The organism is Streptomyces sp. NPDC030995 (assembly GCF_055571215.1).
On record NZ_JBVIFS010000018.1, the window covers coordinates 112587 to 124796 of the forward strand.

Genomic DNA, 12210 nt, shown 5'->3' on the forward strand with positions numbered 1-12210 from the left:
GGTTCCGAGGCATGCGTGGCGTATGGAATGCGTGGTGTACGAGGAGCGGTCGGGCCGCTCGGAGACGGTCGAGTGCGGCCTTGACGACGAGGCCTGCCGACTGGTGCTGAAACGGTTGCGCGGGCTGGGAGGCGGCGAATTCGGCTGGGTACGTCTGGTAGACCCGGCCGAGGGCGAGCTCGTGCAGTTGGCCGAGGATCTGGGCCTGCACCCCCTGGCCGTCGAGGACGCGGTTCAGGCGCGCCAGCGGCCGAAGAGAGAGCGCTTCGGTGACGTACTGGCCGTCGCGCTGAAGACCCTCTGGTACGTCGAGGAGGAAACGGCGGTGGAGACCGGCGAGTTGATGCTCTTCGTCGGCCCCCGCTTCGTACTCACCGTCCGACACGGCGAGGTGGATCCGGCAGCCGAGGCGGCCCGCCGGCTGGAAGCCGACCCGTCGATGCTGCGCTTCGGCCCCCTGTCGGTTCTGCACGCCGTCCTGGACGTCGTCGTCGACGCCTACGGCGAGGCCGCGGAGACAGTGCGCACCGCACTCGACCGGCTGGAGGACCACGTCTTCTCGTCCTCTCGCGTCGACCACACCGAGGACATCTACTCGCTGAAGCGAGAGGTTCGCGAGTTCCGGGACGCCGTGCAACCACTGGTCCCGGTCCTACCCGGCCTGCTGAGCGGCCTGGCCGAGGACGAGCATCGGGCGAAGGTCCTGCCCTACTTCCGCGACGTGGCCGATCACCTGCACCGCACCGACACCGAGGTACGGACTCTCGATGAGCTGCTGAATTCGGTTCTCGATGCCCAGCAGGCCCGGGTGGGCACCTGGCAGAACGACGACATGCGGCGCATCTCGGCCTGGGCGGCGATTTTCGCGGTCCCCACCATGGTCGCCGGTGTCTACGGAATGAACTTCGAGCACATGCCGGAGCTCGGCTGGAGCTACGGCTACCCACTCGCCGTCGGCGTCATGGCGGTGGCGTCAGGCCTCCTCTACCGTTCATTCCGCCGCAACGGCTGGCTGTAGAGATCCGGATCCGGGAGCCGCGCGCCGCGCGAGGAAATCCGTTTCCGAGTGATGTACGGGCATGAGTGGCGCTGTGGTGGAAAGCCGCTGCGTATGACGCCCCGACCGAACCGAGGCCGTGGCAGCGACCGTGAGCGTGCCGACACCGAGCGGAACGCCGTCGCCGGCCCGAGCGATCTGGGCGAGGAGCGGGCGCCGGATCAGCTTTCGGACCTGCCCGCACGCTCCTGGAGAGCGGCATTACGGGGATTTCTCGTAAGCCCGCAGAATGCGGGTAGACGCCAGCCATGATGCCTACTGAAATTCTTGCGGCCGAAGGCCAAGGAGCACTCTTCCTCCTGGTCGCCGGCGTCGTGCTGGTCGCCCTGTTGATCGGTGCCTTCTGGTACGGCAGCCGACGTAGCGCGCGGCGCCTGGCCCCTGCCCGGTCGGCCGAGCAGAATCCCGCGGCACAGCGGCGCGAGGACTCCTGGCAGACGCCGGACGACAACGACAGTGGCCAAGGGCCCCGCGCGTGAGCCTGCCCGGTGCGATCCGGCAGTCGCCCCTGCGGGGGCTGTGAGGTGCGGACGGGCCCCCGGCCACGGCGAGCGGGGCGTCGCCCTCAGACCCGGCGCGCCGCTTCGACGTCCGGCGTGATGCGCAGGCTCCCCGCCGCGCCGCTGAGCTCCAGGAATCGGCGCAGCTGAGGCGGAAGAGGGCCCGCCACCGTGAACCTGGGGAGCCGGTGATGCGCCTGCACGAGGAGCCGGATCAGACCCGAGTCCGCCTCGACGACTCCGGACACTGGCGTCCCCCCAGGGCAGCGCTGTTTTCAGCGGGGCGCGGCTCGGTGGCCGAACCAGTGGCCTCGCCTGCGGGGGGCGTCCGCCACTGGAGCACCGGTGTCGGCGCGGGCGTCGTCACGTTGCTCGATCAGATCGTCGCGCTCGTGCTCGCGGTCGACGGCGGCGGCTTCATGGCGTGATGTGCCGAGTTCCCGTCGGGCCTGCGCCGAGCGACGGGCCGAACGGCGGGCGCCCATCATGACCAGAGTCAAGCCCAAGAGGGCTACGGCTCCCACGATGATCCCGCTCAGAAAGAGAGATCCGGTCGAACCAGTTGCGTGGTAGCCGAAAATCGAGAAATCGCCGCCGACGCCGAGATCGTGCCCCGCACCGGTATTGCCGAATATTCCGGCCAAGCCGACAACGATAGCGGCGATCAGAATGATGAGACCGAGGATGAGAATCATGGAACTTCTCCTTGGATCCGCGCCCGGAATTGCGGCCGGACACGGCTGGCGCCTACCCCGGTGGTGAACCGTCAAGCCAATACGGAGGACGTCATGCTTGTCCTCGGCGTCATTCTCCTCGTCATCGGGGCCGCTCTCTGGATCCTGGGAGCGGCCGGTGACGCCGTCGGCGGCCGGATCCCACAGGGGAGTCCGCCGACCGTGACCCAGGGAGAGCGTTACGGGTGGATGGCCGCCCGTGGCACTCCTCGGTCGGTTCGCACGATGGGATGGTGCGCGGCTGCCACATCCACGTCGGGGTGCCGGGCGCGGTCAGGCCCTCGCGCCGGGCCCCTCTTCGACGGGGCGGCCGCCGCCCGACCTGCCCGCCTCCGGACAGGAGCAGATCGCCCGTGGGCTTGGTCTACATGGGGTCCATGGTTCCGCTGCCCCTGCCGTACTCCTGCTCGGTCTTTTCCCGGATGCGCATGGCCCTGTCCTTCAGCCGCTGCCGCTCTGCCGGATCGGTGGCGTGCTGTGCCGCCTGCTCCAGCTCTTGAGCCTTGTCGCGCATCTGCTGGGCACGCTCGCTCGGCCTGCTGTCGCCGCTCATGATCACTCCTCGGGTCGGGGTGCAAGTCTCCCCAGGCAAACAGCGGGAGGGCTGACGCGCCACCGCAGCCTTCCGGTCCGGCACGTTCTGGCGACCCGAAGGCCGTGCCCAGACTCGAGTAACGCACTTGAGGCCTCCGGAGCCGACGCGACCACTCGGGCGAACGGTGGGACGATGGCAGGACCATCGGTAGAGGGCGCTCGTACCTGTGCGCCCATCCCGAGACAGACAGCAGGCCAGGCCATGACGAAGCAGCCGAAGCCGTCCCAGCCCACCCACGGCAAGGGTCCGAGTCGCTACGAGGGCACCAAGCAGCACGGCTGGTCGCCGGACGTGGACGAGACCCGTCAGCAGGACAACCCGAGCGCCCACCGTTCCTTCCACCCGGACCAGTACGCCCCGGACAAGGGGCCCGGCCGGACGGTTTCCAAGGAAGAGGCCGGAAACCCCCACGGCAAACCGGTGAAGAGCAGGGGCACACGCGGGGAGGACCAGAGCAAGGGCTCTGGGGAGAAGGGCATGCACGACCTGGGCCCCAGGGGCCGGTCGCAGCGTCCCAGCGGAACGAAGGATGCTTCCGCCTCGACGGGCGTGGACCCCCAGGACCCGCCCGGCAAGCGCAGCGGCGGGTAGCGGCGGGTAGCGCAGCCTGGGCGTGCGGTCTTTTCTGGTGCGGCGTCGAGTGGCGGAGGGGAACCTCTCGCCGGACGCCTGATGTCGTACGCCGCATGCGATGTTGTGGCTGGTTCCGCACGTGCCGCCGCCCCGGCTGAGATGGCCGAGGTTGCCTGGGTGACCCTTGCAGAGCTTCCGGGGTACATCCCGTACGGGCTCTTCGAGCCGGTGCAGCGGTACTTGGACGCCGTCATCGGGTTACCGCCATGTGGCCCGAGCTACGTGACGGGACAGTCAATCCCGGATGTTAGCTTCTCTCCCGTGGCGGAGCACCAGGACGAGACCAGGGCGGCCTACGACGGGATCGTCGAACTGTATGCGTCGATGTTCGCCGATCGTCTGGAGACGCAGCCGTTCGCGCGTGCCATGATCGGCACCTTCGCCGAGCTGGTGCGCGGGACGGGGATCCTGCGGGCAGCCGACGTCGGGTGCGGGCCCGGACATCTGACGGCCATGCTGCACGACCTGGGGCTGGACGCCTTCGGGCTCGATCTCTCTCCGGCCATGGTCGACCACGCCCGGCGAGCCCATCCGGCGCTGCGGTTCGACGAGGCGCGGATGGAGGCCCTGCCGGTGGAGGACGGCGCGCTCGGTGGCGTGCTGGCCCACTACTCGGTGATCCATACCCCGCCCGGGGAACTGCCCGCGCTGCTCGCCGAGCAGGTGCGTGTCCTGGCACCAGGGGGTCTGCTCCTGGTCTCGTTCTTCGGGACCGACGGACCGGAGCCGGTCCGCTTCGACCACAAGGTGACGCCCGCCTACAGCTGGCCGGTGGACCGGTTCGCCGAGTTGCTGACCGGGGCCGGGCTGGCCCCGTTCGCCCGGCTGCTCCACGACCCGGCCTCCGAACGGGGTTTCCTCGACGCCCACTTGCTGGCCCGCCGCCAATAGAGCGTGCCCCGTCTGTATGTGGCTCCTGAGCCGGATCCAAGGAAACCCGGACCGGATCAGCCCGCCCCTCCCGCCCCATACAGGAACGCGCCCCGAGCCGAGGCTTCTGCGCCGCCTTTTTGCCGAAGTTGCTCAACCGGCTCGGTCCTGAGGCCGGCAGCACTATCGTCCACATCTCGCCATGACCTCCAGCCCTGCCAGAGTCCGTCCTGTCGCCCCAAGTGAGCCATGCCGTACGCCTGTTGCTCCGCACGACCGAGTCCCGGGCGGCGGCGCCGCCGCTGACGACCGCCATTTCGGAGACTGCCTCTTCATGCACACTGGATCGCCTCCCGCGAGGACGTCACTGACCGTCCTGGCGCTGGTCGCCGCCATACTCGCCCTGATCCTCGGTGGTGCGGGCCCGGCCTTCGCGCACGCCGGCCTCAGCGGCTCCGACCCTCCCGACGGCGCCGTACTCGAGACGGCTCCGAAGCAGGTCACGCTCACCTTCACCGAGTCGGTCAGCTTCTCGGACGACTCGCTCAGAGTGCTGTCGCCGGACAACGAGCGTGCGAACCCGCGCCCGGCGCAGCATGCGGACGGCAAGGAGAACACGGCGCGGGTAGAGCTGTCCGACAAGCTGCCCCAGGGCACCTACACGGTGGCCTGGCGCGTCGTCTCCGCCGATGGTCACCCGATCTCCGGCGCGTTGATCTTCTCCATCGGCAAGCCGTCCGACACGGCAGCCGTGGTGGAGACCGGCTCACTTGACGACACGGCAGCCAGCCGTCTGCACGGCTTCTTTCGCTACGTCGCCTACAGCGGGCTGGCTCTCCTCGTCGGAGCTGCCGCGTTCGTCCTCGTGTGCTGGCACGCCGCAGGCGAGGTTCGCGCGGTGCGCAGACTGCTGGTGGTCGGGTGGGCGGCACTGGTGGCGTCCACCGTGGCCCTGTTGCTGCTGCGCGGCCCGTACGAGACGGCCGGCCCGCTGACCTCGGCGTTCGACCTGTCCCAGCTGGGGCGAACCGCCACCGGGAGGCCCGGGGTAGCACTGCTCTCACGGCTCGTACTGCTCGCGGTTGCCGCCGTGTTGCTGAGGTGGTGGGCCGTACGACTCGACCGCCGCGATGACGAAACGACGCCGAGGGACCACGGTGCCCGCGCCCGTGCCCGCGCCCTTGCCCGTGCCCGCCTGGCCGGGGCGGTGCTTGCCCTGGCCCTGGCGCTCACCTGGGCCTCCGCGGAACACGCCTCCGCCGGCATCCAGGTGCCGCTGGCCATTCCCGTCGCTGTGCTGCACCTGCTGGCCATGGGTGTCTGGCTGGGCGGCCTGATCACGCTGGTGATCCTCCTTCGGCGCAGAGGGCCCGGCAGCCGTGACGTCCCGGCATCCGCGATCGCCCGCTTCTCGACACTGGCCTTCACCGCCGTTGCCGTGCTGGTCGGCACGGGGGCGTACCAGTCCTGGCGGCAGGTCGGCTCGTGGGAGGCGCTGGCCACCACGTCGTACGGCAAGACCCTCGCCGTGAAGATCGCCGCCGTGGTTCTCGTGCTGTGGGCGGCGTCCTTCTCCCGCCGTTGGACCGCCCGCCTCGTTGAGGAGGCGCGGCCGGCAGCGGAGACGCTGACGGTGCCCGAGTCCGAGCGGGTGAGGGTCGTACAGACGGTGGGCGCGCCTGCTTCTCCACAGGCAACGGAACCCAGCGGCACGTCCGGTGCGACTGCCGGGGGTGAGCCGGGCGACGATACCGAGCCACCCGTCTTCAAGGCCGACAGATACCGGCGCAGCCTGCGACGCATGGTGGCCGTCGAGGCCGCGATCGGTGTCGTGGTTCTGGCGATCACGACCTTGCTCACCGGCACCCAGCCCAGCCGCGCCGCCGCCGACGGGGCCCCGGCGGCCGCCACGCAGGAGCAGGCGAAGGTGGTCACGGTCCCGTTCGACATGGGTACGGCCGACCAGCACGGCACGGTACAGATCACGCTGGCGCCGGGACGCGTCGGCGAGAACACGGTCGAAGCCGTCGTGTACACCGCGGACGGCGGCCTCGCCACAGTCCCCGAACTCCGCCTCACCCTCACCCAGGACGACCTCGGAATCGGCCCGCTGGACGCCAAGCTCAAGAATCAGAAGGGGTACTGGGCCACCTACGACCTGCGGCTTCCCATGCCCGGCGAGTGGACACTGAGCCTCACGGTACGCACCACCGACATCGACCAGGTCACCGTGCGCGAGACCATCCGCATCACGTAGCCATCGCGGCAACAGAGCCTGCCCATGCCGTCCCGGAAGCGCCGGCAGCCCGGCACCCACCCCGCAACGGAACCCGTACGGCCACCGGCCCACTCCATAAGGATCCCTGACCCCGCCGCCGACCACCTCAGGAGTGCACGCACTGGGGCCGCATCAGGTCCAGCATGTCGGGCCCCGACGAGTTGAGCACTGCGTGCTGGAGCCGCTGGAGTTCGTCCGAGGGCTCAAGGCCCAGCTCGTCGTCGAGGATCCGCCGCAGGTCCTGATACGCCTTCAGAGCTTCGGCCCGCCGGCCCGAGACGGTGAGGATCGAGATCAGCTGGCCGTGGAACCACTCGTTGAGCTGGTGCTCCTTGACCAACGCGCGCAAGGTGGGCACGAGTTCCCGGTACCGGCCCAGTCGGATGTCCGTCTCGATCGACAACTCCGTCGCCCGGAGGCGCAGTTCCTCCAGGTAGGCGACATGGGCCGACAGCACTTGGCCGACCTCGATGTTGGCGAGCACCCTACCGCGGCACATCCCCAGCGCCTGCTGCAGCTGACGGGCCGCCGCCTCGTCGTTGCCGTTGCGCAGGTTCGTCCTGACCTGGTTGACGAGGTCCTCGAAGACGATGCTGTCCACCTCGTGATCGTGGACGTCCATGCGGTAGCCGGGCGGTGAGGTGACCAGCAGGTCGCGACCCGGCGCGATGCTCTCGTGGCCGAACGCCTTGCGTGCGTGGTAGACGTACGTCTGCAGCGTCGTCAGAGCACTTCGTGGGGGATGCTCCCCCCACAGTTCACTCATCAGTGTCTCGACCGGGACCACCGCGTGGGGCTGTGCGAGCAGCAGGGCCAACACCTGCCGAACCTTGGGGGAGTGAAGGGCGAACGGCCTTCCGTCGTCACTCAGGATCTCGAAGGGGCCGAGCAGGCTGAACTTCATGGGACTCCGTCCGGTAGGTGGTCGTCGGCGCTCGTGAGTCGTGGTCGGGGCGACGGCGAGCCGTTCACGGCCGGCGCCCGTACCGAGCCTCCACCCGGCCTCGAGGTTTCCACCAGTGCCGGCGTACCGGGCGCTCCCGGGGAATCCGCCGAACGGATCCGTGAATTTCTCACAGGGAGTGGGGAGGCCCAGCGCACTGTTGCGGACGGCCGGATCCGAGGGAGACTCAAGTCGGCGGCGTCCCGCTGCTTGACATCTGCCCCCCACGGCACAGGAGTTGCTTTGAAAGACCTCGCCGCCTCGCCGCTGACCATGGAGCTCCCCGGCGCATGTCGACATCAGCCACACAACACGCACACGAGGTGGGGGGCCGCAGGGTTATGAGCGTACCGAGATCGCTGACGGCGGAGGCGCACGAGCTGGCTTCGCGCATCGCCGTGTCCATCACCGGGATCATTCTGCTGGGCCATTTCGCAGTCGCCGTCACCCTCGTCCTGCGGACCAGCCCCTCGCGCTTCGAAATCGGCGCGGACCTGCTCCTGCTCGCTCTGCTCCTGGTGCTCCAGTTCTGCAGCACCTTCCCGGTGCTGCGGCCGGCCGGGCGCCGGTGGATCGTCCTGGTGCTCGGTGCCCAGGCCGCCTTGACCTTTGTCCCCTTCCTCTTCCTCCACGAGGCATGGCTCGGCATGCCGGGCTTCCTCGCCGGATCGATCCTGCTGCATCTGAAACCGGCCTTGGGCTGGTCGCTCTTCCTCCTCGCCGTCCTGGCTGCCGACCTGGCCCTCGTCGTGCTCGGCCACGGACTGGGCGACGTCGTCTACACCACCGGGGCCACGGTGCTCACCTGCGCCATGCTGTTGTGCATGGCACGGCTGACCGGCCTGGTCCGCGAGGCGCACGCGGCACGCGTCGAGCTGGCCGAACTGGCAGTGGAACACGAGCGGTTACGTGTCTCCCGGGACCTGCACGACCTGCTCGGCTACAGCCTCTCCACGATCACGGTCAAGGGGGAGCTCGCCTACCGGCTGATACCGGAGGAGCACGAACGCGCCCGGGAGGAGGTGCGCGACGTCCTGCATGCCTCCCGCCGGGCCATGGCCGACGTCCGCGCGATGGCCCGCGGGCATGTCGTGATGTCACTCGCGACCGAACTGCAGACGATGGAGTCCCTCCTCGTCGCCCTCGGCATCCGGCTGGAGAGCCATGTGGAGGCCGGCCAGCCGCCGTCTTGCATCGACGTGTTGCTCGCCACCGTACTGCGCGAGGGAGTGACCAACATGCTGCGGCACAGCAGGGCGAAGACCTGCCGGATCGACGCCTGGCGGGAGGACGACCACGTCTGGCTGGTCCTGTGGAACGACGGCGTCGACGAGCGGCCCGGCGTCCTGGGCGCCCCCGACACCGGCGGCGGCAGCGGCATCGGCAACCTCCGGGCCCGGGTGGAGGCGATCGGCGGTGTGTTCACGGCCACCCCGCCAGAGAAGGGGACCTTCGAGCTGGCCGTCCGGGTGCCGCTGACCAGGGCGTGTGCTTCGACCGGGTGAGGACGGGAGCGAACGGCGGGCGGTCGCGACCTCCTGCGGTTTTCGAGTGACCTTCCAGGGCCCGCGCGCAGTCTCGGTCCGTCCTTTCCTCAACGATCACGAGAGCAGAGGCCCATGGGGATGCAGAGAAGCACGAGTACGGCGGGGCGGGAGCGATGAGCGGCCGCAGGGTCGTGATCACCGGCCTCGGCGTGGTCGCGCCGGGCGCGGTGGGCGCCAAGGCGTTCTGGGAGATGATCAGCGCCGGACGGAGCGCGACCAGGCTGATCACCGCCTTCGACGCAGCGGCCTTCCGCTCGCGCATCGCGGCCGAGGTCGACTTCAACCCCGCCGGGCAGGGACTCTCCGCCCGTGAGATCCGCCGGCTCGACCGCGCCGCGCAGTTCGCGCTCGTCGCGACCCGCGAGGCAGTCGCCGACAGCGGCATCGAGGCGGACGGCCTCACCCCGGCACGGGTCGGCGTGAGCGTCGGCACCGCCGTCGGCTGCACCGTCCGGCTGGAGGAGGAGTACGTCGTCCTCAGCGACTCCGGGCAGGACTGGCTCGTCGACGGCGCCTACGCGACCCCGCACCTCCACGACTACTACGTGCCCAGTTCGCTCGCCGCCGAGGTGGCCTGGGAGGTCAACGCCCAAGGGCCCGTCACGGTCGTCTCGGCCGGCTGCACCTCGGGCCTCGACTCGCTCGGCCATGCCTGCGACCTGATCCGCGAGGGCCGCGTCGACGTGATGGTGTCCGGGGGCACCGACGCCCCGATCACCCCCATCACGGTGGCCTGCTTCGACGCGATCAAGGCGACGTCTCCGCGCAACGACGACGCGGAGCACGCGCTGCGGCCCTTCGACCGGACCCGCAACGGCTTCGTGCTCGGCGAGGGCGCCGCGATGCTCGTGGTGGAGGAACTGGAGCACGCCCGCGCGCGCGGCGCCCGCATATACGCAGAGATCACCGGCTTCGCCTCCCGGAGCAACGCCTACCACATGACCGGGCTGCGGCCCGACGGCGCCGAGCTGGCGGCAGCCATCACCGCGGCGCTCGACGAGAGCCGCCTGAACCCGGAGGACATCGACTACGTCAGCGCGCACGGCACCGCCACCAAGCAGAACGACCGCCACGAGACGGCCGCCGTCAAGACGAGCCTGGGCGCACACGCCTACCGGACGCCCATGAGCTCCATCAAGTCGATGGTCGGCCACTCCCTGGGCGCCATCGGCTCGATCGAGATCGCCGCCTGTGCCCTGGCCATGGAGCAGAGCGTCGTACCGCCGACCGCCAACCTCCACGAGCAGGACCCGGAACTGGACCTCGACTACGTGCCGCTCGTCGCCCGCGACCGGAAGCTGTCGGCCGTCCTCAGCGTCGGCAGCGGATTCGGCGGCTTCCAGAGCGCCATGGTGCTGGCCCGTCCGGGGAAGAGGGCGGCGTGACAGCGGCAGTGGTGACCGGAATGGGCGTCGCCGCCCCCAACGGCCTGGGACTCGGCCCGTTCTGGGAGGCGACCTTGCGGGGCAGGTCCGCCATCCGGCCGCTGCGGCGGTTCGACACGAGCCGGTATCCCGCCACGCTGGCCGGCGAGATCGCCGACTTCGTCCCCGAGGAGCACGTCTCCGGCAGGCTCATCCCGCAGACCGACCGGATGACCCAGCTCACCCTCGCCGTCTCCGACTGGGCGCTGGCTGACGCCGGAGTGCGGCCCGGGACGTACGAGACGCACGAGATGGGTGTCGCGACCAGCGCGGCGTCGGGCGGCTTCGAGTACGGGCAGCGCGAGCTGGCCGCGCTGTGGAGCTCCGGCCCGGCCCACGTCAGCGTCTACATGTCCTTCGCGTGGTTCTACGCGGTCAACTCCGGCCAGCTGTCGATCCGGCACGGGATGCGCGGACCGTCGGGTGTCTTCGTCAGCGACCAGGCGGGGGGCCTCGACACGTTCGAGCAGGCCCGCCGGAACATCCGCAAGGGCATCCCGATGGTGCTGTGCGGCGGTGTGGAGAGCTCCTTGAACCCGTACGGCTGGGTGGCGCGCATGGCGGGCGGTGGCCTGAGCACCAGCGGCGATCCGAAGGGCGCCTACCGCCCCTTCGCTCCGGGAGCGGACGGCTACGTGCCGGGCGAGGGCGGGGCCATCCTCGTCGTCGAGGACGCCGGCCGCGCGAGGGACCGGGGGGCCAGGGTGTACGGCGAGATCGCCGGATACGCGGCGACGTTCGACCCCGCCCCCCGGCACGGCGGAGCCCCCGGACTGCGGCGCGCGATCGAGGAGGCGCTCGCGGACAGCGGGATGGACCCCTCGGACATCGGAGTGGTCTTCGCCGACGGGGCGGGCACCGCGGCGGCCGACCGGGCGGAGGCCGAGGCCGTCACCGCGGTCTTCGGGCCCCGGGCAGTGCCCGTCAGCGTCCCCAAGGCAATGACCGGACGCATGAGCTCCGGTGCGGCGCCGGTCGACGTCGCCTGCGCCCTGCTGTCCTTGCGCGACAAGGTCATCCCGCCGAGCGCGGACGCCGGCCCGGCGGCGCCCGAGTACGACATCGATCTGGTCACCGGGGAGCCCCGGCCGTGGCGGCCGGGCGCCGCTCTGGTGCTGGCCCGCGGAGCGGGTGGATTCAACGCCGCGACCGTTCTGCGCGAAGCGTCCTGAGGTGCCTTTCGGCGCCGAACTCACCACGACCCTGAGGAGAGTCAGCCATGCGGGAGATCACATTGCCGGAGCTGCAGGAGATCATGCGGGAATGCGTGGGGGAGGACGAGACCGTGGCCTCCCTGGAGGAGGCGGCGGACCGCTCCTTCACGGAGCTCGGATACGACTCACTGGCGCTGCTGGAAACACAGAGCCGCGTCGAGCGGGAGTACGGAGTGACGCTCCCGGACGACATCTTCAAGGACGTCACGACTCCCCGGCATCTGGTGGAGTACGTCAACGGGCTCCTTGTCGACCTGGCGTGAGGGCGCACGCGCGGCCGCCGCGCGAGCGGGGGGGGGGGGGGGGGAGCCTGGGGGCGCCCCAGGAGTGGGGAATACAGGGGAGAGGGTGTTGGTATCCTAGGAGGGGGTGTGCTGATGTAGAGCCCACGAGAAGGGCGCGGGGACACGGGTGA

The 12210-nt window shown here is 70.1% G+C and carries 13 protein-coding genes; 9 read left to right on the plus strand and 4 right to left on the minus strand.

What is annotated here, in order from left to right:
• Nucleotides 1-22 precede the first annotated feature (22 nt).
• Together ACZ45T_RS25285 and ACZ45T_RS25290 are read left to right on the plus strand one after the other, a co-directional pair.
• On the plus strand, nt 23-1018 hold the full coding sequence (locus ACZ45T_RS25285) for a magnesium and cobalt transport protein CorA (protein ID WP_468444962.1): 996 nt from the start codon (nt 23-25) through the stop codon (nt 1016-1018).
• Nucleotides 1019-1305: 287 nt separating this feature from the next.
• Nucleotides 1306-1536, plus strand: coding sequence for a DUF6479 family protein (locus tag ACZ45T_RS25290; RefSeq protein WP_468444964.1), 231 nt, complete (start codon nt 1306-1308; stop codon nt 1534-1536).
• Nucleotides 1537-1622: 86 nt separating this feature from the next.
• On the opposite strand, the gene ACZ45T_RS25295 is transcribed toward ACZ45T_RS25290, so the two are convergent.
• The 3 genes from ACZ45T_RS25295 to ACZ45T_RS25305 form a co-directional block, all read right to left on the minus strand.
• Nucleotides 1623-1805, minus strand: coding sequence for a hypothetical protein (locus tag ACZ45T_RS25295; protein ID WP_468444966.1), 183 nt, complete (start codon nt 1803-1805; stop codon nt 1623-1625).
• Nucleotides 1806-1832: 27 nt separating this feature from the next.
• Entirely contained in the window at nt 1833-2252 is a 420-nt protein-coding gene (locus ACZ45T_RS25300; protein ID WP_468444968.1) for a hypothetical protein, read from the minus strand.
• 403 nt (nt 2253-2655) lie between these two features.
• On the minus strand, nt 2656-2844 hold the full coding sequence (locus tag ACZ45T_RS25305) for a DUF6381 family protein (protein WP_468444970.1): 189 nt from the start codon (nt 2842-2844) through the stop codon (nt 2656-2658).
• 243 nt (nt 2845-3087) lie between these two features.
• Here ACZ45T_RS25305 and ACZ45T_RS25310 point away from each other — a divergent pair, with 243 nt between their 5' ends.
• The 3 genes from ACZ45T_RS25310 (at nt 3088) to ACZ45T_RS25320 (ending at nt 6646) form a co-directional block, all read left to right on the plus strand.
• Nucleotides 3088-3477 carry a hypothetical protein gene (locus ACZ45T_RS25310; protein ID WP_468444972.1) on the plus strand — a complete coding sequence of 130 codons (390 nt, stop codon included), beginning with the start codon at nt 3088-3090 and terminating at the stop codon, nt 3475-3477.
• A gap of 303 nt (nt 3478-3780) precedes the next feature.
• Nucleotides 3781-4410: a class I SAM-dependent methyltransferase gene (locus ACZ45T_RS25315; protein ID WP_468444974.1), complete on the plus strand. Its 630-nt coding sequence runs from the start codon at nt 3781-3783 to the stop codon at nt 4408-4410.
• Nucleotides 4411-4723: 313 nt separating this feature from the next.
• A complete protein-coding gene (locus ACZ45T_RS25320; protein WP_468444976.1) occupies nt 4724-6646 on the plus strand; it encodes a copper resistance CopC/CopD family protein in 1923 nt (640 codons plus the stop codon).
• Between the two features lie 127 nt (nt 6647-6773).
• Here ACZ45T_RS25320 and ACZ45T_RS25325 read toward each other — a convergent pair whose 3' ends face one another.
• On the minus strand, nt 6774-7571 hold the full coding sequence (locus ACZ45T_RS25325; RefSeq protein ID WP_468444978.1) for an AfsR/SARP family transcriptional regulator: 798 nt from the start codon (nt 7569-7571) through the stop codon (nt 6774-6776).
• A gap of 380 nt (nt 7572-7951) precedes the next feature.
• Here ACZ45T_RS25325 and ACZ45T_RS25330 point away from each other — a divergent pair, with 380 nt between their 5' ends.
• The 4 genes from ACZ45T_RS25330 (at nt 7952) to ACZ45T_RS25345 (ending at nt 12058) form a co-directional block, all read left to right on the plus strand.
• Entirely contained in the window at nt 7952-9115 is a 1164-nt protein-coding gene (locus tag ACZ45T_RS25330; RefSeq protein ID WP_468444980.1) for a sensor histidine kinase, read from the plus strand.
• Nucleotides 9116-9270: 155 nt separating this feature from the next.
• Nucleotides 9271-10542, plus strand: a complete 1272-nt coding sequence (locus ACZ45T_RS25335; RefSeq protein WP_468444982.1) for a beta-ketoacyl-[acyl-carrier-protein] synthase family protein — start codon at nt 9271-9273, stop codon at nt 10540-10542.
• Entirely contained in the window at nt 10539-11753 is a 1215-nt protein-coding gene (locus ACZ45T_RS25340; RefSeq protein ID WP_468444984.1) for a ketosynthase chain-length factor, read from the plus strand. Before ACZ45T_RS25335 ends, ACZ45T_RS25340 begins: the two co-directional genes overlap by 4 nt.
• Nucleotides 11754-11800: 47 nt before the next feature.
• Nucleotides 11801-12058: an acyl carrier protein gene (locus tag ACZ45T_RS25345; RefSeq protein WP_468444986.1), complete on the plus strand. Its 258-nt coding sequence runs from the start codon at nt 11801-11803 to the stop codon at nt 12056-12058.
• Nucleotides 12059-12210: the final 152 nt, after the last annotated feature.